Below are 24,951 nucleotides of genomic sequence, written 5' to 3'. Positions count from 1 at the left end.
GTCATCGTCCTCCGCCGCTCATGTCGGCTTGTAGTTTGTCATCGCGGGTAAATTTGAATGTCGTGACGATCACCCACAGATCGTCCTTGTCGGCCGACAGCATGTTCGGCGGGAACTTGCCGAACGGCGCCGCGCGGCGCACGATGTTGACGGCGGCATCGTCCAGCGCGGCGTTGCCGGAGCTGCGGTCAATCTTGATGCCACCTTCTTTCTCGTAGATCGTGCCGTCCTGGAAAACCGGGATCGACAACACCAGCTGACCGTACAGCTTGCGGCCGTTTTTCTGGGGGAAGTTCAGCGTACCGATATCTTCGATCCGCTTTTGCAGCGATTTGTAGTACATCGCGTAGCCAACCCCGCGCGTGCTCGGCGTGATGAAGGTCTTCTTCGGGCGCTTGTTCTGGTCTTCGATGGTTTCGCTGATCTCGGCGGCGCGGCGGGCGATCGCCTTGCTCGAATCAAGCAGGTCGGCTCCGCTTGGCAGCGGATCGGGCGCGGTCTTTTCGGTCACCGGCGGCGCGTTGAACGGATCGGGCTTGGCCACGCGGGTCAGCAAGTTGCGCTGGCGTTCCTCGAGCTCGGCGATGCGGCGCTTGGAGGCTTTGATGCTTTCGCCGTCCTCCGTTTTGCGCATGTCCGGCAGCGGCGACTTGGAGCGGCCCTTGTCGACGTTGCCGCCGCCGTCCAGATTGGCCTGGGCCAGCGCCTCGGCCTTCAGCGGTGCTTTGCTGTGCTTGGCGTTGACGAGGATGACTTCCAGGCCGGGATCGGTGGGTTTGACCGGCGCCGGCGTCGGAGCGACAAAGCGCACCGCGAGCATGGCGGCGTGCGCAACCACCGAGATGCCGATGGCGATGTAGAGGAAGCGGTTTTCTTTGAAAGATTTCACGCGGCGGGCTTCAGTTTCGTCGGTTCAAGGCGGTGCGCCAAGGCGGTGGCTGATTTTAACCGATTTACCACCCTCATCAGGCGGCGTTGCGGCGCAAGTTAAAGAAGGCGTTGACGGTCAGCCGCCCCGTATGCACGTCGTCGCGCAGCAGCGCGGGGCTGTGGATGTCGGCGCTGTGCAGCACCGTGCCGTGGTAGAAGATGGCCCGGTTGAAAGCCGGCTGCGCGGTGTAGACTTTTTCAAAGTAGCGGTCAGAGGCCACCGCGTAGCCGTCGCCGGCGCCGGTCAGCTCGGTAAACGCCTGGCGATCCAGCACGCTCGATTGCAACACCATGTGCTCGAACTCGGACGCCGAACAGGTTTGCCGGAAGAAGCCGGTGCCGCCCAGGCGCGGGTCCTCGAACAGATACAGCACCATGGCGCCGGTGCCTTCCCGGTTGGGCTGGGGCACGGTGTCGAAGTGACAGACACGCTGCAAATTGCGCAGCTGCGGCGGCTGCAGCGTGGCCAATGCCAGCCGCGTCGCCAGCATCGTGGTGCGGCGCGCGCCGAGCGGCTTGCGCACATGCTGGACCACGAACTGGTCGAAGGCCTGGGTCATCTCCGGCGTCAGGTTCAGTTCCGGGCCGGGAAAGTAGTTGTGGTCGGCATCGCTAAATTCCGCGCGCGAGCGGCTGGCCAGTTCGATCATTTTGCGCGGTTCCAGCAGCAAGTCGTCGACGATGACCAGGTTTTCTTCGCCGTACAGGGGCAAGACGCTGATCTTGGCGCGCGGATTGAACATCATGCGGCCGGCGGCTCGCCCGCTGTCGCTTCTTCCGCTGCCGCGCTTGCTTCGGCCGTGTTTTCCTCGGCAGCTTCGGGATCGTTGGCGTCGCCGGCGGGAATTGACTCCTCTTCCTCGTAGTCCAGCTCGGCGTCGGCCGCGACCGCCTCGGTCGCCGGAATTTCCAGGATGCGCGCTTCGATCGACAGGTCGACCTCGTCCCAACGCAGAATGTCGATCTTGACCTGGGCGCCACGCGCCACCGACGGCATGCCCGGCAGGCGGATGATCAGCGGAATATCGACCAGGCGCAACACCTCGTCCTTGAGCACGACCGCTTCGACCTGGCGGGCGTTTTCCTGGCCCAGCCAACGCAGGCACCAGTAGCGTTCCATGTTCGACTGGTGGTCGCCATAGGCCGCGTAGGCCGCGTCGAACTGCGACACGATGGCGAACAGTTCCGAATCCTTCGGTTTGAACGGCGCGACCAGCGGCGCCGTCACGCCATGCTCGGCGCATGCAAGGATTTGCCACTGGTTGACCAGATCGGTGTAGCGGCGCAACGGCGAGGTGCTCCACGCGTATTGGTCGACACCCAGGCCCTGGTGCGGCGCGGCGTGCGTCACCATGCGCACCTGCATCTTGGCGGCCCAGCCGCCGACGCCCTGGCCCTGGCTGCGGTAAATGCCCGGCACGCCGTGGTCGTGCATCAGCTTGCCCCAGGTGCTGTTGGCGAAGATCATCAGCTCGGCGACGATCTTGTCCAGCGGCGCCCCGCGCTTGCGGCGGCTGACGGTGACGATATCGTTTTCGACGTAGAAGTTGAAATCGACGCGGTTGTTTTGTTCCGGCTTGAGGCCGAAGCCTTCGCGCTTGACCATGCGCGCCGCCTCCAGCACCTGCGCCCATTTCCAGATCAGGCCCAGCTCTTCCTTGTGGGCGTAGTCGCCTTCGCCGCTGGCCAGGGTTTCCTCGTTGACCAGATCGTCCAGGTCGTTGTGGCGCAGATTGCTTTCGATCGGCACCATTTCGGCGCGGGTTTCGGTGGCGATCACCGACCAGTCGGCCGGATTCAGGGTCGCGTACAGCGACAGCGCCGGGCAGGTCTTGCCTTCGGCCAGGGTGAACGCTTCGACGATGGAGTCCGGCAGCATGGTGATCTTATCGCCAGGCATATACACGGTGGACATGCGCGCGCGCGCCATCTTGTCGACCGCGTCGTCCGGCTTGATGCCCAGGCCCGGCGCGGCGATGTGGATACCGATCTTGACGTTGCCGTCGGCCAGCTTGGTGACGGAGAAGGCGTCGTCGATCTCGGTGGTGGTGACGTCGTCGATCGAGAACGCCTTGACGTCGGCCAGCGGAAGATTGGTCGGCGCCACCGGCACCGCCACGTCCGGGAAACCGGCGCCGCGCGGGAAGCTCTCGAACAAGAACTTAGCCATGTGCAGCGCCTTCGGCGACTCCACGCCACCGGCCGCGAGCATCAAACGCTGCGGATTGGTGTGCAACTCATTGCAAGCCGCTTCCATCGCCTTGTATTCGATCGAATTCTTGTCCGGCTTGAACAGCAGTTGCATGACGATGTTTTTCATCGAATCCGGCAACTTGTTGGCTTTCAGCTCTTCGACGTACTGGGCCTGGATCAGCGCCTGCTGTTTCTTTTTCTCGATACCGGCCTGCGCCGCGCGCAAGGATTGCTCCGGCGCGGCCTTGTAGCGGCCACGGCCCTTCTTGTAGAAATAGATCGGCGCGGAATGCAGGCTCAGGATCAGTCCGGCCGCTTCGGCCGGCAGCGGCGCGTGGCCGAAGTACTCGGCGCCCAGCTCGGCGAAGCCGAACTCCTCCTCGCCCGCCACTTCCCACAGGAAGTCCAGGTCGATCTCGGCGGCAACGGCCTTGGCCTGTTCCATCAAATCCGTCGGCGACGGCTTCTCGTACTGCAGCAGCACGTCCTTGATCTTGACCTTGCTGCGCTTGCCGCTGGCCATCTCCACCTGATAGGCCTCGCCCGCTTGCGACATCATGGTCCCGACCTTGAAATCGCCGGATTCTTCGAAAAATAGATTCATTGCTCGCTTCTGTTCGTTGTTTATTCGTTATGACTGTGCTGTTGTTTCAGGTCCAGCACGGAAGGCAGAAACACTTCAGTGACCAGCAGGGTACCCTGACGGCGCCGATATAAACAGCGCCGTGCATATAGTATGCGCTCTTGCGGGGACGCTTCATTTTCGATGTCCAGGGCCGCCGCCGCGCGCTGCGCCAACGGATGCCCTTCCCGCAATCTTGCAAATTCCAAAACGCCGCGCCGCACTTGCGGGTCGCCAAACAAGGTCGTCCCCAGCGAGCGCTCGCCCAGCGCGCTAAATAAAGGCCAATCGGCGGCCGTGGCCGACATCGGCACCACCGTGTGCGCGAACACAACCGGCGTATTATCACACCGCAGCAGCACTTCCCTCTCCCACACGCGGCCAGGCCGGTGCAGGCCGATCGCGGCAGCCTCGTCGGACAGGCAGCGCGCGACCCGTTGGTGCAGGCACTGCACGCGGAAAGTCTGGCTGTGGTCCTTCAGTCTCTCGGTCAGCGAACCGCCGGCCGTCAGCCACGGCCGCAGGGACGGCGGCGCGTTCAGGGCCAGCACATGCGGTTGCCATTGGGTCTGTCGCAGGGAAGCGCCACGGGTGGGCGACGCCGGCAAAAACGGCACCCTCAACGGCCGGCCTCGATGCCGCAGAACCCCAGCACCGCATCCACATACTCGGGAAACTCGGAAATGCCATGGTCGCTGCCGTCGATCACTTGCTGGCGCGCGCCCGCATAATGCTTGACCATGTCGCGATAGTCCAGCACTTCGTCGCCGGTGGCGGCGATCAGGAAGTAGCGTTCGGGGCGGGTGATCGGATCGACCGCCAGCGCGCGCAACTCGTCGATATATTCACGTTTGAACTCGAACGGCTCGTCGGAGTGGAATTGCGTTGTCACGCCGACATGCTTGTCCAGATCCTGCAGCGGCACAATGGCCGGATTCAGCAAGACGGCGCGGCAGCCGATGCGCTCTGCCAGCCAGGTGGCGTAGTAGCCGCCCAGCGACGAGCCGATAATGCTCAACTCCTGCGCCGGCACGCCCTCTATTAAAGAGAGCGCCAATTCCATCGCCAGCTTTGGCGACGCCGGCAGCTGCGGGCAGACCAGCTGGTCGGACAGACCCAGTTCGGCCATGCGCTCGCTGATCACGCGCCCCTTCATCGACTTCGGCGACGAGCGGAATCCGTGCAGATAAAGAATCATCGCGCCAGCGCTTCCAGGATTTTGTTGTGCACGCCGCCGAAGCCGCCGTTGCTCATCACGATGATCTGGTCGCCCGGCCGGGCCGCCTTGACGATGGCCGCGACCAGCGCGTCGATGTCCTCGTAGGCGCTGGCGATATTGCCCAGCGGCGCGAGCGCGTCGCCCAGGCTCCAGCCCAGCGCCTGCTGGCTGCCAAAGCCGAACACCAGATCGGCGTCGCCAAGGCTACCCGGCAACGCATCCTTCATCGCGCCCAGCTTCATCGTGTTCGAGCGCGGCTCGAGCACGGCCAGAATGCGGGCGGTCTTTCCAACTTTTTGGCGCAGTCCGCCAACGGTGGTGGCGATCGCGGTCGGGTGGTGGGCGAAGTCGTCGAACACGGTGATGTCGTTGACGGTGCCGCGCACTTCCATGCGGCGCTTGACGTTCTCGAACGTGGCCAGCGATCTGGCGGCCTGCGCCACCGGCACGCCGACGTGGCGGGCGGCGGCGATGGCGGCCAGCGCATTGGCGCGGTTGTGCTTGCCGGTCAGGTTCCACTCGACCTTGCCGACGGTTTCGCCGCCGAAAATGACGTCGAAACTGCCGTCATCGTATTCGTTCATCGCCCATTCGGCGCCCCCGCCACTACCGAAGCTTTCCTTCTCGCTCCAGCAGCCGCGCTTGAGCACGCGCTGCAGCGACGCCTCGTCGCCGTTGTAGATGACGCGGCCGATGCCGGGCACCGTGCGCACGAGATGATGGAATTGCGTCTCGATGGCGCCCAGGTCGGGGAAGATGTCGGCGTGATCGTATTCGAGGTTGTTCAGGATCGCGGTCTTGGCGTGGTAGTGGACGAACTTGCTGCGCTTGTCGAAGAAGGCGGTGTCGTACTCGTCGGCCTCGATGACGAAGAAGATCGAGTCCTTGTCGCCTTGTATGCGCGCCGAGACGCCGAAGTTCAGCGGCACGCCGCCGATCAGGAAGCCGGGCGCGTAGCCGGCGTCTTCCAGTATCCACGTCAGCATGGCCGAGGTGGTGGTCTTGCCGTGCGTGCCGGCCACGGCCAGCACCCAGCGATCCCTTAATATATGTTCGCCCATCCACTGCGGGCCGGAAACGTACGGCAAGCCGCGATTCAGGATTTCTTCGATCAGCGGATTGCCGCGCGAGACCACGTTGCCGATCACGTACAAGTCGGGATTGAGCGCGGTCTGCTCCGTGCCGAAGCCCTGTATCAGTTCTATGCCCTGCGATTCCAGCTGGGTGCTCATCGGCGGATAAACGTTGGCGTCGCAGCCGGTCACGCGGTGGCCCGCCTCTTTCGCCAGGACCGCCAGGCCGCCCATGAAGGTGCCGCAAATACCGAGAATATGAATATGCATAGTGTGTAACAGGATCGATCCGCACAAGTGAATACGCGATTTTACCTGAGCCGACGCCGATTTCCCGGTTCAGAGTATTATCTCGTCCATGACGCCGAATGTTATCGAAGAAGTCCTGCTGCTCCGCGCCGAGATCGCCGCTGCGGCCGCGCGCCTGATCGCCCAGGACGGCGCCGACTACAACGCCGCCAAGCGCAAGGCCGCCAAACAAATCCTCGGCGACACGCAACCGCCGCCGAACCTGCTGCCCGACAACGCCCAGATCGAAGCGGAGGTACGCATCTACCAGTCGCTGTTCCACGCTGACAGCCAGCCGGCCCGCCTGTTCCGGCTGCGCACGCTGGCGGTGGACATCATGGAAGGCCTGGCCGCGTTCCACCCGTTCCTGACCGGCGCCGTCCTGAACGGCACCGCCGGTCCACACGACGACATCCACCTGCAACTGTTCGCCGACAGCGCCAAGGAAGTGGAAATCTTCCTGCTGAACCGTAATTTACAAATCGACATCTCCGAAACGCCGCATTTCAAAGGCCCGCGCTACGATCCGGTCGAGACGGTCAGCTTCATGTGGCACAAGGAAGGCGTCCACGCCGCTTTATATGAGCTGGACGATTTGCGCGGCGCGGTCAAAGCCCGTGGCGACAAGCTGGTGCGCGCCGATATCGCCGCCGTGCGCGCGCTACTAGTTAGTAGTAGCCACGAAGAAAATCCCAACCAAAACCCCGATCATGAATAAAAAACATCTAGCCGCCTACGTCGGCGTCGCCCTCCTGTTCGCCGCTTCCGGCGCCTGGGTCGGCTTCAACAAACAAAATGCCGCGCCGATCACCACCACCGCGCCGGCCGGCGTGACCGGTCCGGTGGGCGCGCTGTACGCGCAAACGCTGCCGGACGCCAAGGGCGCGCCGACCGCTCTGGCCCAATATAAAGGCAAGGCGATGCTGGTCAATTTCTGGGCGCCGTGGTGCGCGCCGTGCGTACAGGAGATGCCTGAGCTGTCCGAGCTGGCCGCCGGAGAAGAAGGTAAGAAGCTGCAAGTTATCGGCATCGGTATTGATTCCCCGTCAAATATCGCCGCTTTTAGCGACAAATACAAAATCACCTACCCGGTGCTGGTGGCCGGCATGAGCGGCACCGACCTGTCGCGGCAGTTCGGCAACACTGGCGGCGGCCTGCCGTACACGGTGCTGATCGGCGCCGACGGCCAAGTCAAAAAGACCTATCTGGGGCGCCTTAAGTTCGACGAGTTGCGCAAAGACCTTGCAACTCTTTAACTGAATTCAGAAGTTTTTTTCTCTTGCCAATGCCCGCAGTTGGCGGCAAAATGCGGAACTTTCGCGGAAAACGGTCTAGAACCATGGCAAAAAAAAAAACCTCCTACTGCTCAACGGTCCCAACCTCAATTTACTGGGTACCCGGGAGCCAGAGGTCTACGGCGCCAGCACTTTGGCCGACGTAGAACAAGCCGCCCAGGCCCAGGCCCAGGCGGCCGGCGCAACGCTGTCTTGCTTTCAGAGCAACCATGAAGGCGCGCTGATCGACCGCATCCACGCAGCCAGGACGGAAGGCGTGGACGCCATCATCATCAACCCGGGTGGCCTGACCCACACCAGCGTGGCCCTGCGCGACGCCTTGGCAGGGGTGTCCATTCCGTTTGTGGAAGTGCACATTTCCAATATTTACCAGCGCGAGTCGTTTCGCCACCACTCATTCCTGAGCGCGATAGCACTAGGCACGATCTGCGGACTGGGTATCGAAGGATATCGGTTTGCCATCGACTTCGCCCTTAAAAGGCGTTAATCTACGCGATCTGCGCGCAACTCAAGCAACTTAGCGCGGTTTCGCCCACGAGGCGCAGCCGTTCACACTTTACATAACAAGATATTCCGGGGGTTACATGGATCTACGCAAGCTGAAGACCTTGATTGATTTGGTCGCGGAGTCGGACATCGCCGAGCTCGAAGTGACCGAAGGCGAAAGCAAAGTCCGCATCGTCAAATCGTCGGCCATGCCGCAAAACCAGATGGTGATGATGCAGCCGCAAGGCATGCAGCCGCAGTACCACGCAGCCCCCGCGCCTGCCGCAGCGCCCGCCGCCGCAGCGGCCCCGGCCGTCGCCGCCGAGCCAACCGGCCACATCGTCAAATCGCCGATGGTCGGCACCTTCTACCGTTCGTCGGCGCCGGGTTCGGCCGCGTATGTCGAAGTGGGCGCCGTCGTCAAGGAAGGCGACACCCTGTGCATTATCGAAGCAATGAAACTGTTGAATGAAATCGATGCCGACAAATCCGGCACGATCACCCAGATTCTGGTCGAGAACGGCCAACCGGTCGAATTCGGCCAACCGCTGTTTGTGATAGGCTAAGTCCGGTTCGCGCCCTCCCCGTCGGTGACGGGCGCGCCGGCTTTGTTCCGCATTCCCTCCTCTACCTGACGTTGCCGGATATTCGGCGCTCACAGACATACGCGAACCTATCATGTTTGAAAAAATCCTCATTGCCAACCGTGGCGAAATCGCCCTCCGCATCCAGCGCGCCTGCCGCGAAATGGGCATCAAGACGGTTGTGGTCCACTCGGAAGCGGACAAAGACGCCAAATACGTGAAGCTGGCGGATGAATCGGTGTGTATCGGCCCGGCGCCCTCGTCGCTGAGCTATCTGAACATGCCGGCCATCATCAGCGCCGCCGAAGTGACCGACGCCGAAGCGATCCACCCGGGCTACGGCTTCCTGTCGGAGAACGCCGACTTCGCCGAGCGCGTGGAAAAATCGGGCTTCGTCTTCATCGGCCCGCGCTCCGAATCGATCCGCATGATGGGCGACAAGGTCTCGGCCAAGCAAACCATGATCAAGGCCGGCGTGCCTTGCGTGCCAGGTTCCGACGGCGCGCTGCCGGACGATCCGAAAGCGATCGTGCAGATCGCCCGCAAGGTCGGCTATCCGGTCATCATCAAGGCGGCCGGCGGCGGCGGCGGGCGCGGCATGCGCGTGGTGCACACCGAGGCCGCGCTGATCAACGCCGTGGCGATGACCAAGACCGAAGCGGGCACCGCCTTCGGCAATCCGGAAGTGTATATGGAGAAGTATCTGGAAAATCCGCGTCACGTGGAAATCCAGATCCTGGCCGACGAACACAAAAACGCCGTCTGGCTGGGCGAACGCGACTGCTCGATGCAGCGCCGCCACCAGAAGGTCATCGAGGAAGCGCCGGCGCCGGGCATCCCGCGCAAGCTGATCGAAAAGATCGGCGACCGCTGCGCCGAGGCCTGCCGCAAGATCGGCTACCGTGGCGCCGGCACCTTCGAATTCCTGTATGAAAACGGCGAGTTCTACTTCATCGAGATGAACACCCGCGTGCAGGTCGAGCATCCGGTGACCGAAATGATCACCGGCATCGACATCGTGCAAGAGCAGATCCGCATCGCCGCCGGCGAAAAGCTGCGCTTCCGCCAGCGCGACGTCATGCTCTCCGGCCACGCCATCGAGTGCCGCATCAACGCCGAGGACGCGTTCAAGTTCACGCCGTCGCCGGGCCGCATCACCTCGTGGCACGTGCCGGGCGGTCCTGGTGTGCGCGTCGATTCGCACGCCTACGCCGGCTACTACGTGCCGCCGCACTACGATTCGATGATCGGCAAGGTCATCTCGTACGGCGCCACCCGCGAGCAGGCGATCCGCCGCATGCAGATCGCGCTGTCGGAAATGGTCGTCGAAGGTATTTCGACCAACATTCCGCTGCACCGCGAACTGATGATCGACGCCCGCTTCATCGAAGGCGGCACCAACATCCATTACCTGGAACAGAAGCTGGCCGACATGCCGGACCTGCATAAACTGAGTTTGAAGGCGCAATAATGAGCTGGACTGAAATCGTCATCGAAATCGCGCGCGACCACGCCGAAGCCCTGTCGGACGCATTGATGGAAGTCGGCGCGCTGTCGGTGTCCGTGGAAGACGCCGACGAAGGCACCGACCAGGAGCGCCCGCTGTTCGGCGAACCGGGCATGGAACCGACCGAAGCGGCATGGGATCACAGCCGCGTCGTCGCCCTGACCAACGAGGATGACGACCAGACCGCCATCGTGGCCGCCGCCGCCGAACAGATCAAGCTGGCGACCCTGCCGAAGTTCACCACGCGCAAGGTCGAGGAGCAGGACTGGGTACGTTTGACGCAATCGCAGTTCGCGCCGATTCACATCGGCAAAAACATCTGGGTCGTGCCGAGCTGGCACGAGGCGCCCGACCCTGACGGCCTGATCCTGGAGCTGGACCCGGGCCTGGCCTTCGGCACCGGCAGCCATCCGACTACCCGCCTGTGCATGGAGTGGCTGGAAGCGAACCCGGCGCCCGGCAAAACCGTGCTCGACTACGGTTGCGGTTCCGGCATCCTGGCGATGGTCGCCAAGAAGGTCGGCGCCGGCGAAGTGGTGGGCGTCGACATCGATCCGCAAGCGATCGAATCGGCGGCCGACAACGCCGAACGCAACAAGTGCGAGATCGAATACTTCCTGCCGGACACCTTCGCGCAATCGAAGCACGCCGAACAGAAGTTCGACATCGTGGTCGCCAATATCCTGTCGAGCCCGCTCAAACTGATGGCGCCGATGCTGTCGGGCCGCGTCGCCCCCGGTGGCGCGCTGATCCTGTCGGGCGTGCTGGCGCGCCAGGCCGAGGAAGTGGCTGCCGCCTACGCCCCGTTCATCAAGCTCGGCGTTTGGGCGGAACAAGACGGCTGGGTCGCCCTGCATGGCCGGCTCGGCAGTGATGCGGTACCCGCTCCCCGCTAACGGCAGCGATGGCGCTCGCCACTAAATGCCCCCACTGCAGCACGACATTTCGGGTCGCTCATGACCAGTTGAAATTACGTGGGGGCATAGTGCGCTGTGGCTCCTGCAATGAAGTTTTCGACGGCAACGCGGCGCTGCTTGAGCCGCTCGCCATCCCGCAGCCGGTGTTCGCGCCGGTTGTGTCCGAAGCACCCTACTCCCCTCCCCAGACATTCGCGCCCTTCGACGAGGTTGTGGCCGAGCAGGATATTCGCGCCAGCGATGAGCCGATCTACACCTTGCAGCTCGACAGCGCGGTGGACCAGACCGATGACGGACGGTTCGACCAACCCGTGGCCGAGTCCGTTCAGGAGCAAGCCTTCACGGCCGAGCCGGAATTGGGGTCGGGCTCCTGCCAGCCCGCGCCTGAATGGCAGCCCGAGCCGGAATCCGAGACCGCTGTGGCGCAGGAACCCGCGCCAGATTTCCAGCCTGAACCCGAACATTGGCTCGAGCCCGAGCCCGAGCCTGAACCCGAACCTGCGGTCGAGCCTGAACCCGAGCCCGCCCCGGAACCGGAATTCCAAGCCGCCGAAGACGGGCAGCCAACCGACATCGAACCGCCGCCGGAAGACCCGCTCGACATCAAGCCGATGACGCACGAGGAGCTGGAAGCGGCGTTGGCGGCCGAACTGGCGCTGATGGAGCAAAGCATCGCGGCCGAGGCCGCCGAACAGGAGGCCAAGGCCGCGCCGTCGATGCCCGCCTTCGACCGCCAGGAGCCAACCCTCGACCCCGACTCCCGCTACGACCTCGACGAGGCCGACGAGGAAGCGCTGGTCCAGCTCGCCGCCGCCAGGGAGCGCGACACCGCGCCCCAGCTGCACACGCTGCTGCGCGCCGCCTCGGCGCCGTCGCAAGACCACTTCGAACCCCGGGCGGAAGTCCACAGCGTCCAGCCGCCGGAACCGGAAGCGGCCGAAGAGGAAGTCGACGACCCGAATGAGCCCGGCTTCCTCAAGCGAGACCGCCGCCGCGAGCGCTACGGCAAAACCATCAACATCGCCATGGGTGTCGGCTCGCTGCTGCTGGTAGGCGCGCTGGCGGCGCAAGGCTTGACCACCTTCCGCAACCAGCTGGCCGCCAGCTACCCCGGCCTCAAGCCGACCTTGCAGGACATCTGCGCCACCTTGGGTTGCAAGATCGAACTGCCGACACAGATCGACGAGCTCGTCATCGAGCAAGGCGAACTGCAAACCCTGAGCGAAACCACCTTCTCGTTCACCACCTTGCTGCGCAACCAAAGCACGACCGCGCAACAGTGGCCGCACATCGAACTGGTGCTCGACGACGCCAACGACAAGGCCATTTTGCGCCGCGTGTTCACGCCGCGCGATTATCTCGGCGCCGACGCCGCGCTGGAAAAAGGATTCGCCCCGCGCAGCGAGCAATCTGTCAAACTGTACTTTGAATTGAAACAGCTGAAAGCATCCGGCTATCACATCGCAGTCTTCTATCCATAAAGAACTATCACATGACTCAGACCTCCATCATCTGCGGCTCGCTCGCGATCGACACCATCCTGCAATTTCCCGGCCGCTTCGACAGCATCCTGCTGGCCGACCAGCTGCACAAAGTGAACGTCTCGTTCCTGGCGCCGACGATGCGCACGGAATACGGCGGCTGCGCCGGCAACATCGCCTACAACCTCAAGATGCTAGGCGGCGAGCCGCGCATCGTCGGCGTCATGGGCCAGGACAACGCCGCCTACATCGAGCGCCTGCACAAGCTCGACATCTCGACCGACAACATTCTGATCAAGCAGGAGGCCTACAACGCCCAATGCTTCGTCACCGCCGACGAGGACAACAACCAGATCAACGCCTTCCACCCGGGCGCCATGTCGTACGCGCACGAGAACGACGTCGCCAAGGCGGGCGCGGCTGCGGTGGCCATCATCTCGCCGGACGGCCACCTGGGCATGCAAAAGCACGCCGCCGACCTGACCAAGCTGCAGATCCCGTTCATCTTCGACCCGGGCCAGCAGCTGCCGATGTTCAACGGCGCCGAACTGATCGCCTTCATCGACAAGGCCACCTACGTCACCGCCAACGACTACGAAATCGAATTGCTGATGGACCGCACCGGCCTGACCTTGCCGGAAATCGCCAGCCGCCTGGAAGCGCTGATCGTCACGCGCGGCGAGCAGGGCTCGGAGATCTACACCAAAGGGCAACGGATCGAGATTCCGGCCGTCAAGGTCGCCGACGTGCTGGACCCGACCGGATGCGGCGACGCCTACCGCGCCGGCCTGCTGTTCGGCATCACGCAAGGCTGGAAATGGGAAACGACCGGCCGCCTGGCCAGCCTGATGGGTGCGATCAAGATCGCCAGCAAGGGCGGCCAGAACCACAAGCTCACCGCCGCCGAGATCGCCGACCGCTTCGAAGCCGCCTTCGGCTACCGCTTCTAAAAGTAGGAATGATGTAGGCGGCGCAGAGATGGCGGATTACGCTACGCTAATCCGCCCTACGTGCCTCCGAGGTCATTCGAAGTGCGTGTCCCCGGGCGACATGTATCCAAGGCCAGGCTCGGCTGCGGACCACGGAGACACGTAGGGCGGATTAGGCGGCACGCCGTAATCCGCCAAGCGCCGCCAACGGCTTAACTCAACGCCCGTTGAAAGCCATGCCCAGCAGAATCTGGGCGATCTGCAGCGCGATCAGCGCCACCAGCAGCGACAAATCAAGATTGCCCACCAGCGGCACAACGCGGCGGATCGGTTTGAGCAGCGGCTCGTTGAGCGCGCGCACGAACGGCGCCAGTGGCGCGTGCGGATTGACCCAGCTGAAGATCGCTTCGACCACCAGCAGCGCCATGAAGCCGTACAGTATCCATTTGAGGAAGCGCTCGAGCGCGGCCAGCAGCACCGCCTGCGCCGGCCAGCCGGCAAAGAACAGCACCGATGTCGCCAGCAGCACGATCAGGAAGGCGCCGATCAGGCTGGCCCAGTCGTAGCCGCCCATGCCCGGCACGATGCGCCGCAACGGCCGCACCAGCCAGTCCGATAACTGGAACGTGAATTGGGCCACCGATTGCGGCGGACGAACGCGGATCGCCTGCATCCAGAAGCGCAACAGCAAGGCCCCGCCCAACAGGGTGGCGATGGCGTCGACAATCAACATAACAATACTAAGCACGGTCCCTCCAAAAAAAAGCCGCTGTGTGATTGTCTCACACAGCGGCCGGTTGCCTCAGCAGGCACCTAAGTATTTAGCTTAGGAAGGACGCGTGCTGGTTGGGAACGGCCATGCGGCCGCCGGTGCCAACACGGTCTTTGCCGCAGGCGCGGCAGCAGGCGCGGCTGGCTTGGCGACAGCTTCCTTCTTCGGTGCGGCCGCTTTAGAGGCGGCTTTTTTCACAGCTGGCTTGGCTGCCGGAGCAGGTGCTGCCGCGGCAACTGGAGCAGCTGCCGGTGCTGGAGCGGCGGCCGGCTTGGCTGCTGCTGGCTTGGCTGCTGCAGGTTTAGCCGCTGGTTTAGCAGCTGGCTTGGCGGCAGCCTTGACGGCTGGCTTCTTGGCAGCTGCCGGCTTGGCGGCTGCCTTAACCGGCTTTTTTGCTGCTGGCTTAGCCGCTGCCTTTGCAGCTGGCTTGGCTGCTGTTTTTGCCTTGGCGGCTGGTTTAGCGGCGACAGCTTTTTTGGCTGCTGGTTTAGCTGCTGCTTTCGCGGCAGGTTTAGCGGCTGGCTTGGCGGCCGCTTTTTTCGCTGCCGGTTTGGCCGCTACTTTTTTTGCCGCTGGCTTGGCTGCTGCTTTCGCTGCTGGCTTGGCAGCTGCTTTTTTAGCGGCTGGCTTTGCTGCTGGCTTGGCTGCTGCTTTTTTAGCTGCTGGCTTTGCTGCCGCTTTTTTCACTGCTGGCTTGGCTGCTGCTTTCGCGGCTGGCTTTGCTGCTGGCTTTGCTGCGGCTTTTTTAGCGACTGGCTTGGCAGCTGCTTTTTTCACTGCTGGCTTAGCTGCTGGCTTGGCTGCTGCTTTCGCTGCTGGCTTCGCTGCTGGTTTGGCGGCTGCTTTTTTCACGGCTGGTTTTGCAGCTGGCTTGGCAGCGGCTTTGACAGCTGGTTTAGCGGCTGGTTTGGCGGCAGCTTTCGCTGCTGGCTTGGCGGCTGCTTTCGCTGCGACAGGCTTTTTCGCTGGGGCGGCGGCTTTAGTAGCGGCCGGCTTTTTTGCTGCTGGTTTCTTTGCGGCAGTTGCCATTTTTAGTTCTCCTTCATCGGGGATGGGAAAATTCACATACAAGATTTAAACCCGTCCGGCCCCGGATTGGGCCAGGCGAATTATTCATCGGCACAAACAGAATACGTTTGCGCTAATGAATTCGGCACCAGCTGAACTGCTGCAACCCCTCACGAGTGCAGCACTTCAGCCATCTATCTGTCCGCCGTCCGTGGCCGGCGCGGCGTGCAGATACAAATCTTGTTGCGACGTTTTGCGGGTGGTCGGGCGTGTGCTCAGCTCCAGGGACCTACGTCGCAGCCATCTACCGTTTTTGTTTTCAAACAAAAAACCGCCCAACCTGAACCGAATCAGGAAAGACGGTTGAACAAAAACGGTTTGGTCTTGTGCATATCTTTGTGAATCTGTATCCCGTGATCGCGATCATTTCTGCGGTGTGCGCACTTCAAAAAAACCGCACCTTTATAAACACACATTTTCAATCTCGTAAAGTACACGAAAACCTTGTCGGTACGCAACCGGCACGAGAAGTATTCGCTCGCTTTTTTTCGTCTTATGCTCGCCATTTCACATACGCGTGGCAGTTCGCGCTTGCTCGCTTGCGACATCGTGGTGCGATGTGCGCGCTCAATCGAGTTCGAAAATGCGCTTGCCGCGCCGCGCCAAAAAAACGCGCTTCAAAGCGAGCCAATTGCCGCCTGGGTGTCTGCGATGTCGCCGGCATCTCCGCGCGTCCCTCGCCACCATCTTCCGAATTCGAGAGCGCTTGCGCATCGCATGCGCGCCGTCGCTGCTCACTGTTTTTAAATTCGTCGCGATTATGAGACAGAGTGCGGGGAATGGCAAGCGGAATACTGCGATGCGCGGCGGCGCGCATGCGTTCAGTGCGCGCGTCGGCGTGTAAGGATATGTGTCGTCGAGTGTTCGAAGCGTGTTCGGCGAGGTGCTCTCGCTGTCGTCGTTGCGCGATCGCCGAGCGCTCGACGCGTCGCGCGGCGATCGCGCGTCAGCCTATTCGGAATCCTCGTCGGGGTCGGGACTCATGTGGCGCAGCACCCAGGCGTTCATGTCGGCGGCGAGACGCTTCATCATCCGCGCCAGATCGCGCCGCTCGGCGGCGGTCCAATCGGCCATCAATTCACTGACCTGCTTCTCGCGCGTTTCGTCGATGACGGCGACGACCTCACTGCCGGCCTTCGTCACCTCCGCCTCGCGCACGCGTTTGTCGCGCGCGCCGGCGCGGCGCGCCACCAGTCCAAGTTCGTCGAGCCGCGCCACCTGCCGGCTCACCGTGGTGTAGTCGCGGCCGACCAGGTCGGCCAATTCCACCACGCCGATCGGACCGCGCCTTTCGATGCGTATCAGCAGCGGCAGCAGCGCGCGCTCGAGCGGCATGTCCATCTCCGACATCAGGGCGATGTCGGGTTCCGGCCTGCTCATGAAACCGATGATGTCGAGCAGCGCGTTGTGGGTATCGAAGAGGTCTTTGTTCATATGTGCATTATACACATAGTTATTGACAGCTTTCCGAGGCCGGAATAATATGTGCGGAATACACATATCAAGGACAACCCCATGAACACTATCAACACCGACATTTTGATTTGCGGCGCCGGTGCCGCCGGTCTCACATTGGCGATTGACCTCGCGCGCCGCCACATCGACTTTGTGCTGGTCGACAAAATTGAAGGACCGTTCAGCGGCTCGCGCGGCAAAGGCATCCAGCCGCGCACCCTGGAAATCTTCGAAGCGCTGGGCGTGGCCGATCGCATGGTGGCGGCCGGCGGGCTCTATCCGCCGCAGCGCAAATACCGCGCCGACGGCGGCTACGACGAGCAGTCGTCGACCGAAGGCATGGCGCCCTCGCCCGCCGAACCGTACAACCTGCCGCTGATGCTGCCGCAGTATCTGACGGAGGGCGTCCTACGCGACAGGCTCGCCGAACTCGGACACGCGCCGCGCTTCGGCCACGAGCTGACCGGCTTCGAACAGGATGGCGACGGCGTCACCGCGCGGCTGGCGAACGCCGACGGCACGACGGCGACGGTGCGGGCGCGCTACCTGGTCGGCGCCGACGGCGGCCGCAGCTTCGTGCGCAAGGCGCTGGCGATCGATTTCCCCGGCGAGTCGATGAAGATGCGGGCGATGGTGGCCGACCTGTCGCTGACCGGCCTGGGTCGCGACGCCTGGCACCGATGGGGCGAAGGCGCCGGACAACTCGGTCTGTGTCCGCTGATGGGCACAGATCTGTTCCAGCTGCAAATGCCGGTGCCGCTCGACGGCGACATCGACACCTCGGACGCGGCGCTGGCCGCCGTCATCGCCGCCCGCACCGGCCGCGCCGACATCGCGCTGCACGCGGTGCATTGGCGTTCGGTGTACGAGATGAGTTCCCGGCTGGCGGACCGCTACCGGGTCGGCCGCGTGTTCATCGCCGGCGACGCCGCGCACATCCACCCGCCGACCGGCGGCCAGGGTTTGAACACCAGCGTGCAGGATGCGTGGAACCTGGGATGGAAGCTGGCGGCGGCGGTGGTGGGCGGCGCGCCGGACGCGCTGCTCGACACCTACGAGACGGAACGGCGGGAGGTGGCGGCCGGCGTGCTGGGGCTGTCGAGCAAGCTGCTGGAGGCGGCGCGCACACGCGGCGATCTGCGGCGCGGACGCGAGACGCGCCAGCTCGACCTGGGGTATCGGACGTCGCCGCTGGCGCACGGCGCGCGCGGGGACGACGCCGTCGTGCGCGCCGGCGACCGCGCGCCGGACGCGCCGTGTCGCGGTGCGGCGGGACAGCCTTTACGTTTATTTACGCTGCTGGGTGGCGGCGCGTGGACCTTGCTGCGCTACGAGCCGGCCGGCGCCGGCGCGATCGCGCCGCGCAAGGGTTTGAGAATAGTGACGGTTGGAATGAACGGCGAGCTGCGCGACGATGGCGGGCATCTGCGCGCGGCGTACGGCTTCGCGCCGGGGGATGTGGCCCTGATCCGGCCGGACGGGTATATCGGAGCGCTGGCGAATGGTGACGCGGGCCTGGCGGAGTACATCGAGCGGTTCGTATAAAAGAAAAAGCCCGGCGCGAAGCCGGGCTTTTGCCATGCAACTCAAACCGCCATCAATCCCAGTTCAACGCGCCGCCGGTCTGGTACTCGATGACGCGGGTCTCGAAGAAGTTACGCTCTTTCTTCAAGTCGATCATCTCGCTCATCCATGGGAATGGATTCTCTTCCTGGTCGAACAAGGTCTCCAAACCGATCTGCGTGGCGCGACGGTTGGCGATGAAGCGCAGGTAACCCTTGAACATGGTCGCGTTCAGACCGAGCACGCCGCGCGGCATGGTGTCTTCGGCGTACGCGTACTCCAGGTCCACGGCCTTCAGGAACAGCTGCTTGATCTCTTCCTTGAACGCCGGGGTCCACAGCAGCGGGTTTTCCATCTTGATCGTGTTGATCAGATCGATACCGAAATTGCAATGCATCGATTCGTCGCGCAGGATGTACTGATACTGCTCCGCCGCGCCCATCATCTTGTTCTGGCGGCCCAGCGCCAGGATCTGGGTGAAGCCGACGTAGAAGAACAGGCCTTCCATCAAGCAAGCGAAGACGATCAGGGACTTGAGCAGCTTCTGGTCGTTTTCCACGGTGCCGGTGGTGAAGGCCGGATCGGTCAGCGTGTCGATGAATGGGATCAGGAACTCGTCCTTGTCGCGGATCGATTTCACTTCGTTATAGGCGTTGAAGATCTCCGACTCGTCCAGGCCCAGCGACTCGACGATGTACTGGTAGGCGTGGGTGTGGATCGCTTCCTCGAACGCCTGGCGCAGCAGGTACTGGCGGCATTCCGGCGCCGTGATGTGGCGGTAGGTGCCCAGCACGATGTTGTTGGCGGCCAGCGAGTCGGCGGTGACGAAGAAGCCGAGGTTGCGCTTGACCAGGCGACGCTCGTCGTCGGTCAGGCCGTTCGGGTTCTTCCACAGCTCGATATCGCGCTGCATGTTCACTTCCTGCGGCATCCAGTGGTTGGCGCAGCCGGCCAGGTATTTGTCCCATGCCCACTTGTACTTGAACGGCACCAGCTGATTGACGTCGGTTTTGCCATTGATAATGCGCTTGTCGTCGGCGTTGACGCGCAGCGCGACTTGTTCGGCGTTGGCTTCGCCGGAGGCCAGTGCGGCTTCCGCAGCTTGATTAACGGCTGCTTGTGGTACCGCTGGTGCGGCTTCTTCGTCCCAGGACAGCGACATAGTGTGTTTCCTTCTGAATTCGTCTATTCGGTCTAAAAAGAACCGCCCGGACAGGCCGGGACGGATCTCTCTATATATATATTAGTCAGCCCAAGCTTATTGGCAAGCTTCGCATTCCTCGAACCCGTCGTCGCCCGGACGCAGGTAGCAGGCTTCGCCGTCCGCTTCGGCGCTGACGGCAGGAGCCGACGCCGCAGCGACAGGGGCAGCGGCAGCCGCCGAGGCGATCGCGCTGGCCGACATGCCGCCGTCCACCGACACCGCGTTCAGCGCGCCGGTCTTCGAGGTCGACTTCTCGGTATGGGTGGCCGAGGTGGTGCGCAGGTAGTAGGTGGTCTTCAGGCCGCGCAGCCATGCCAGCTTGTAGGTCTCGTCCAGCTTCTTGCCCGAGGCGCCGGCCATGTAGATGTTCAGCGATTGGGCCTGGTCGATCCACTTCTGGCGACGCGATGCCGCTTCCACCAGCCAGGTCGGCGATACTTCGAACGCGGTTGCATAAATGTCACGCAGGTCGTTCGGAATGCGGTCGATCTTGGCCAGCGAGCCGTCGAAGTACTTCAAGTCGGCGATCATGACCTCGTCCCAAAGGTCGCGCGCCTTCAGGTCGCGCACCAGGTAGGAGTTGATCTCGGTGAACTCGCCCGACAGGTTGGACTTCACGTACAGGTTCTGGAAGGTCGGTTCGATGCAAGCCGACACGCCGATGATGTTCGAAATCGTCGCGGTCGGGGCGATCGCCACGCAGTTCGAGTTACGCATGCCGAACTTCTTGATGCGGTCGCGCACCGGGGTCCAGTCCATCGCCGACGACAGGTCCTGCTCCAGGTAGCCGCCGCGCTCTTCGGCCAGCAGCTTGACGGAGTCCTGTGGCAGGATGCCGCGGTCCCACAGCGAACCTTTGTACGACTGGTAATGGCCGCGTTCTTCCGCCAGCTCGGTCGAGGCCAGGTAGGCGTAGTAGCACACCGCTTCCATCGAGGTGTCGGCGAAGGCCACGCACTCCGGCGACGAGAACGGCACGCGCATCATGTGCAGGCAGTCCTGGAAGCCCATCACGCCCAGGCCCACCGGACGGTGGCGCATGTTGGCGTTGCGGGCCTTGTCGACGGCGTAGTAGTTGATGTCGATGACGTTGTCGAGCATGCGCATCGCGGTGCGGATGGTCTTTTGCAGCTTGACGTGATCGAGCTTGCCCTCTTTCATATGGGCCGGCATGTTGACCGAACCCAGGTTGCAGACGGCGATTTCGTCAGGGCCGGTGTTCAGCGTGATCTCGGTGCACAGGTTCGAGCTGTGAACCATGCCCACGTGCGACTGCGGCGAACGGATGTTGCATGGGTCCTTGAACGTGATCCATGGGTGGCCGGTTTCGAACAGCATCGACAGCATCTTGCGCCACAGGTCCAGCGCGGCGATCTTCTTGAACACGCGGATTTCGCCGGCGGCGGCCTTGGCTTCGTAGCCCAGGTAGGCTTTTTCGAAGGCCTTGCCGACCAGGTCGTGCAGGTCCGGGCAATCCGACGGCGAGAAGAGGGTCCAGTCGCCCTTTTCCATCACGCGCTTCATGAACATGTCCGGAATCCAGTTGGCGGTGTTCATGTCGTGGGTGCGGCGGCGGTCGTCGCCGGTGTTCTTGCGCAGGTCCAGGAACTCTTCGATGTCCATGTGCCAGGTTTCCAGGTAGGCGCAGACCGCGCCCTTGCGCTTGCCGCCCTGGTTGACCGCGACGGCGGTGTCGTTGACCACTTTCAGGAACGGCACCACGCCTTGCGACTTGCCGTTGGTGCCCTTGATGTGGGCGCCCAAGGCGCGCACCGGGGTCCAGTCGTTACCCAGGCCGCCGGCGAACTTGGCCAGCAGCGCGTTTTCCTTGATGGCGTCGTAGATGCCTTCCAGGTCGTCCGAGACGGTGGTCAGGTAGCACGACGACAGCTGCGAACGCAGGGTGCCGGCGTTGAACAGGGTCGGGGTCGACGACATGAAGTCGAACGACGACAGCAGGTTGTAGAACTCGATGGCGCGCGCTTCGCGGTCGCTTTCGTTCAGGGCCAGGCCCATCGCCACGCGCATGTAGAACGCCTGCGGCATTTCGATGCGCACGTCGCGCACGTGCAGGAAGTAGCGGTCGTACAGGGTTTGCAGGCCGATGTAGCCGAACTGCAGATCGCGGTCGGCGACCAGCGCCTTGGCCAAGCGGGCCAGGTCGAATTCGGCCAGCTTGGTGTCCAGCAGCTCGTTTTCGATACCCTTGGCGATGTATTGCGGGAAGTAGGTGATGTACTCGGCGGCGGCCGCGCCCTGCGCGACTTCCTTGCCGAAGACTTCCTTACGGATCGTGTGCAGCAGGATGCGGGCCGTCACTTGCGAGTAGGCCGGGTCCTTTTCCATCAGCGCGCGGGCGGCCAGGATGGCGGACTTGTGCAGCTCTTCGACCGGCACGCCGTCGTACAGGTTTTTCAGCGTCTCGGCGACGATCGCGTCGGCGTCGACGTGCTTTTCCAGGCCGATGCAGGCGGCGTTAATCAGGCCGGTGACGCGGTCCATTTCCAGCGGCTTGCGCTCGCCGTTTTCCAGCACGTGGATTTGCGGCGCGGCGATCTTGGCGGTGGCGCCTTGCGCTTCCTTGAGCGCGCGGCGCTCTTCCATGTGCTTGGCGCGGTACAGGACATAGGCGCGGGCGACATCGTGCTCGCCGGAGCGCATCAGCGCCAGCTCGACCTGGTCTTGCACGTCTTCGATGTGGAAGGTGCCGCCCGATGGCTGGCGGCGCACCAGTGCCGTCACGACGCTGGCGGTCAGCTGTTCTACGAGCTCGCGAACGCGCGCGGAGGCGGCGCCCTGGCCGCCGTTCACGGCCAGGAAGGCCTTGGTGACGGCGATCGCGATTTTCGACGGTTCAAACGCGACGACCGCGCCGTTACGGCGGATGATGCGGTAGTCACCGAGGTCGCCCGCTGCCGTGGACGGGCTGCTGGCGGTGCTCGCAGCGGCTGCTGGTACCAGCGCTGGATTGATGGTGATGTCTTGTGTAGATTGCATTTAAGCTCCCCGATAACGGCGTGCAGTCAGAGCTGCGCGGCTATGTTTGTAAAAAAAAGTCCAAAAAAAAGCGATCAGCCACACCTGCCTGGCTGGTTAAACTACTTTAATAAGGGTGGTGAGTTGGTCCAGGGACTTGCTGTGATTTGATTAACCAGTGCCATGTGAACTACTATATCTAGTGATTGCGAAGAACCGATCCACTGATTGTAGTGTTCCGATGGGGCTAATACAAGGGGAAATTTTTACGTTTCCGCCATTTTTTCAGTTGACTTTACAGAACGCCTTTTACAAAGCGCAATACAGCGCTAGCGCCCACTAACCCGGCTTCCGAGATCCGGATTTCTTCACAGAATTTCCGGCAACTTTTAACATAAAAGTTCCAATCGAACAACGGTCCGGGGTCCGTTTTGCGGCCCGGCGCGATGTCCTCGTGGCCCTGCACGTCGGTCAGCGGATAGCGCTGCGCCAGCGCCTCGGTCAGCGCCGCCAGCGCCGCGTACTGCGCCGGCTCGAACGGCGTGTCGTCGCTGCCTTCGAGCTCGATGCCGACCGAGTAGTCGTTACATTTTTCGCGGCCGCGAAACGACGACGTGCCGGCGTGCCACGCGCGGTCGTTGGCCGAGACGTACTGGATCACCCGGCCGTCGCGGCGGACAAAAAAATGGCTCGACACCTTCAGCCCGCGCAGGTCCGCGAACGAAGGGTCAGCATTATAGTCCACCCGGCCGGTAAACAGGTCGGAGACGTGGGGACCGCCGAAACAGCCGCCCGGCAGGCTGATATTGTGGATCACCAGCAGCGTGATGTCGGCCGGGTCGGGACGGCAGTCGAAGTTCGGGCTGTCGTAGCGGATCGCCGCCGGCCACCAGCCGTCCGCGCCGATGCGAATGCTGTCCTTCACGCCTCCGGCTCCTGGATGTTCAGCTTCTGCATTTGATAACGCAACTGGCGAAAGCTGATGCCCAGCAGCTGCGCGGCCTGCGTGCGGTTGAACTGCGTTTGCGTCAGCGCGCGCAGGATAATGTCGCGTTCGATCTGGTTCAGGTAGTCGGGCAGGCTGGCGGGCAGCGGCTCCGGCAGCGGCGGCGCCGGCATGGGCGGCGGCGCCACGGCGTCCGACTGCGCCGGGATATTCGGCAGCGGTATCCACATCGGCGCCGGCGTCGGCGACGGCATCGGTCCCGCCAACTCGGCGCTCCGCGCGCCCTTGAGCGCCAAGTCGGCCACCTCGATCACGCCGTCGTTGGCGAAGGCCAGCGCCCGTTCCAGGATGTTTTCCAGCTCGCGCACATTGCCGGGGAAGGAATAGCCGCGCAGCGCATCGAGCACGCCCTCCCCCAGCGCCGCCCTGTGCTCGGATGTGCCGAGCCGCTCGAGTATCGCGCCGGTCAGCACGCCCAGATCGTCGAGCCGCTCGCGCAGCGGCGGCAGACCCAGTTCGATCACGTTCAGGCGGTAAAACAGATCCTGGCGAAAACTGCCCTGCTCCACGCACTGCGCCAGGTCCTTATGGGTCGCACTAATAATACGCACATCGACCGGCTCCTCGGCGGTTGCGCCAATCTTGCGCACGCGCCGCTCCTGGATCGCCCGCAGCAGCTTGACCTGCATCGCCAGCGGCAGGTCCGCCACCTCGTCGAGCATCAGGGTGCCGCCGTTGGCCGCCTGGAAAAAGCCGTCCCGGTCATCGGCGGCGCCGGTGAAGGCGCCCTTGCGGTAGCCGAAAAACTCGGCCTCCATCAGCGCCTCCGGAATGGCGCCGCAGTTGACGGCGATGAAGGGTTTGCTCGCGCGCGAGCTTTGCGCGTGGATTTCGCGCGCCGCCAGCTCCTTGCCGCTGCCCGATTCGCCGTGGATGGCGATCGGCGCCATCGACCGCGCCAGCCTGGCGATCTGCGCGCGCAACGACTGGATCACCGCCGAATCGCCCTTCAGGCGGCTGGCTATCGGCGCCTCGCTGGCCGTCAGCCCGGCCGGCGGCGGCACGTTCAGGCGCAAGGCCGAGCGCACCATCAGGCGCAATTGGTCCAGCGCCACCGGCTTGGAGATGTAATCGAAGGCGCCGGCCTTGAGCGCGACGACCGCGTTGTCGGCGCTGCCGAAGGCCGTCACCACCGCGATCGGCGTGTTCTTGTGGGCGGCGCTCACTTCGCGCACCAGCTCCAGACCCAGGCCGTCGGGCAGGCGCATGTCGGTCAGCACCAGCTGATATTCGCGCTCGGCGCCCGCCAGCAGCGCGCGCGCCTCCGCCAGGGTGGCGGCGCTGTCGACGTCCAGTCCCATTTTCACCAAGGTCAGTTCCAGCAATTCGCGCAGGTCGGCTTCATCGTCGACCACCAGCACGCGGGGAGAACGCTCGCTCATG

22 protein-coding genes are annotated in these 24,951 nt (G+C 63.2%); 9 read left to right on the top strand and 13 right to left on the bottom strand.

Annotated features, from left to right (window positions below):
• Position 1: 1 nt before the first annotated feature.
• From NHH88_06190 to mpl, 6 genes are all read right to left on the bottom strand, one after another.
• Positions 2-889: a TonB family protein gene (locus NHH88_06190; GenBank protein ID USX15372.1), complete on the bottom strand. Its 888-nt coding sequence runs from the start codon at positions 887-889 to the stop codon at positions 2-4.
• Positions 890-965: 76 nt separating this feature from the next.
• Entirely contained in the window at positions 966-1,676 is a 711-nt protein-coding gene (locus tag NHH88_06185) for a DUF6445 family protein (protein USX15371.1), read from the bottom strand.
• Positions 1,673-3,727 (bottom strand): RNB domain-containing ribonuclease, encoded by a 2,055-nt coding sequence (locus NHH88_06180; protein USX15370.1) that lies wholly within the window; start codon positions 3,725-3,727, stop codon positions 1,673-1,675. Before NHH88_06180 ends, NHH88_06185 begins: the two co-directional genes overlap by 4 nt.
• Before the next feature lie 20 nt (positions 3,728-3,747).
• Positions 3,748-4,296 (bottom strand): chorismate lyase, encoded by a 549-nt coding sequence (locus NHH88_06175; GenBank protein ID USX15369.1) that lies wholly within the window; start codon positions 4,294-4,296, stop codon positions 3,748-3,750.
• A gap of 68 nt (positions 4,297-4,364) precedes the next feature.
• Positions 4,365-4,943 carry an esterase gene (locus NHH88_06170; protein USX15368.1) on the bottom strand — a complete coding sequence of 193 codons (579 nt, stop codon included), beginning with the start codon at positions 4,941-4,943 and terminating at the stop codon, positions 4,365-4,367.
• Positions 4,940-6,271 carry a UDP-N-acetylmuramate:L-alanyl-gamma-D-glutamyl-meso-diaminopimelate ligase gene (gene mpl, locus NHH88_06165; protein USX17277.1) on the bottom strand — a complete coding sequence of 444 codons (1,332 nt, stop codon included), beginning with the start codon at positions 6,269-6,271 and terminating at the stop codon, positions 4,940-4,942. The genes NHH88_06170 and mpl overlap by 4 nt, the downstream gene beginning before the upstream one ends.
• A gap of 124 nt (positions 6,272-6,395) precedes the next feature.
• Here mpl and NHH88_06160 point away from each other — a divergent pair, with 124 nt between their 5' ends.
• From NHH88_06160 to NHH88_06125, 8 genes are all read left to right on the top strand, one after another.
• Entirely contained in the window at positions 6,396-7,043 is a 648-nt protein-coding gene (locus NHH88_06160; GenBank protein USX15367.1) for a hypothetical protein, read from the top strand.
• Positions 7,036-7,581 carry a TlpA family protein disulfide reductase gene (locus NHH88_06155; protein ID USX15366.1) on the top strand — a complete coding sequence of 182 codons (546 nt, stop codon included), beginning with the start codon at positions 7,036-7,038 and terminating at the stop codon, positions 7,579-7,581. Before NHH88_06160 ends, NHH88_06155 begins: the two co-directional genes overlap by 8 nt.
• A gap of 133 nt (positions 7,582-7,714) precedes the next feature.
• Positions 7,715-8,107 (top strand): type II 3-dehydroquinate dehydratase, encoded by a 393-nt coding sequence (gene aroQ, locus NHH88_06150; GenBank protein ID USX17276.1) that lies wholly within the window; start codon positions 7,715-7,717, stop codon positions 8,105-8,107.
• Between the two features lie 97 nt (positions 8,108-8,204).
• Positions 8,205-8,672, top strand: a complete 468-nt coding sequence (gene accB, locus NHH88_06145) for an acetyl-CoA carboxylase biotin carboxyl carrier protein (GenBank protein ID USX15365.1) — start codon at positions 8,205-8,207, stop codon at positions 8,670-8,672.
• Positions 8,673-8,784: 112 nt separating this feature from the next.
• Entirely contained in the window at positions 8,785-10,161 is a 1,377-nt protein-coding gene (gene accC, locus NHH88_06140) for an acetyl-CoA carboxylase biotin carboxylase subunit (protein USX15364.1), read from the top strand.
• Complete coding sequence (prmA, locus tag NHH88_06135) at positions 10,161-11,093, top strand: 50S ribosomal protein L11 methyltransferase (GenBank protein ID USX15363.1); 933 nt, start codon at positions 10,161-10,163, stop codon at positions 11,091-11,093. Before accC ends, prmA begins: the two co-directional genes overlap by 1 nt.
• 8 nt (positions 11,094-11,101) lie before the next feature.
• Positions 11,102-12,595: a DUF3426 domain-containing protein gene (locus NHH88_06130; protein ID USX15362.1), complete on the top strand. Its 1,494-nt coding sequence runs from the start codon at positions 11,102-11,104 to the stop codon at positions 12,593-12,595.
• 11 nt (positions 12,596-12,606) lie between these two features.
• Positions 12,607-13,545, top strand: coding sequence for a carbohydrate kinase family protein (locus NHH88_06125; protein USX15361.1), 939 nt, complete (start codon positions 12,607-12,609; stop codon positions 13,543-13,545).
• Positions 13,546-13,741: 196 nt separating this feature from the next.
• Here NHH88_06125 and NHH88_06120 read toward each other — a convergent pair whose 3' ends face one another.
• The 3 genes from NHH88_06120 to NHH88_06110 all read right to left on the bottom strand — a co-directional run bounded on the left by NHH88_06120 (position 13,742) and on the right by NHH88_06110 (position 16,798).
• Positions 13,742-14,257 (bottom strand): YggT family protein, encoded by a 516-nt coding sequence (locus NHH88_06120; GenBank protein ID USX17275.1) that lies wholly within the window; start codon positions 14,255-14,257, stop codon positions 13,742-13,744.
• 93 nt (positions 14,258-14,350) lie between these two features.
• Positions 14,351-15,367 (bottom strand): hypothetical protein, encoded by a 1,017-nt coding sequence (locus tag NHH88_06115; protein USX15360.1) that lies wholly within the window; start codon positions 15,365-15,367, stop codon positions 14,351-14,353.
• A 948-nt stretch (positions 15,368-16,315) separates the two neighbouring features.
• Positions 16,316-16,798, bottom strand: coding sequence for a MarR family transcriptional regulator (locus NHH88_06110; GenBank protein ID USX15359.1), 483 nt, complete (start codon positions 16,796-16,798; stop codon positions 16,316-16,318).
• Positions 16,799-16,879: 81 nt separating this feature from the next.
• On the opposite strand from NHH88_06110, the gene NHH88_06105 reads away from it, so the two are divergent.
• Entirely contained in the window at positions 16,880-18,364 is a 1,485-nt protein-coding gene (locus NHH88_06105; protein USX15358.1) for an FAD-dependent oxidoreductase, read from the top strand.
• A 52-nt stretch (positions 18,365-18,416) separates the two neighbouring features.
• Here NHH88_06105 and NHH88_06100 read toward each other — a convergent pair whose 3' ends face one another.
• The 4 genes from NHH88_06100 to NHH88_06085 all read right to left on the bottom strand — a co-directional run bounded on the left by NHH88_06100 (position 18,417) and on the right by NHH88_06085 (position 24,950).
• Positions 18,417-19,544: a ribonucleotide-diphosphate reductase subunit beta gene (locus NHH88_06100; protein USX15357.1), complete on the bottom strand. Its 1,128-nt coding sequence runs from the start codon at positions 19,542-19,544 to the stop codon at positions 18,417-18,419.
• 96 nt (positions 19,545-19,640) lie between these two features.
• Positions 19,641-22,583 carry a ribonucleoside-diphosphate reductase subunit alpha gene (locus NHH88_06095; GenBank protein USX15356.1) on the bottom strand — a complete coding sequence of 981 codons (2,943 nt, stop codon included), beginning with the start codon at positions 22,581-22,583 and terminating at the stop codon, positions 19,641-19,643.
• A 274-nt stretch (positions 22,584-22,857) separates the two neighbouring features.
• Complete coding sequence (ampD, locus tag NHH88_06090) at positions 22,858-23,487, bottom strand: 1,6-anhydro-N-acetylmuramyl-L-alanine amidase AmpD (protein ID USX15355.1); 630 nt, start codon at positions 23,485-23,487, stop codon at positions 22,858-22,860.
• Positions 23,484-24,950, bottom strand: a complete 1,467-nt coding sequence (locus NHH88_06085) for a sigma-54 dependent transcriptional regulator (protein USX15354.1) — start codon at positions 24,948-24,950, stop codon at positions 23,484-23,486. Before NHH88_06085 ends, ampD begins: the two co-directional genes overlap by 4 nt.
• Position 24,951: the final 1 nt, after the last annotated feature.

The organism is Oxalobacteraceae bacterium OTU3CAMAD1 (genome assembly GCA_024123915.1).
In the GTDB taxonomy this organism is placed as follows: domain Bacteria; phylum Pseudomonadota; class Gammaproteobacteria; order Burkholderiales; family Burkholderiaceae_D; genus Rugamonas.
Note: the sequence above shows the minus strand (reverse complement) of the source record. Positions and strands in the feature narration are given on the sequence as shown.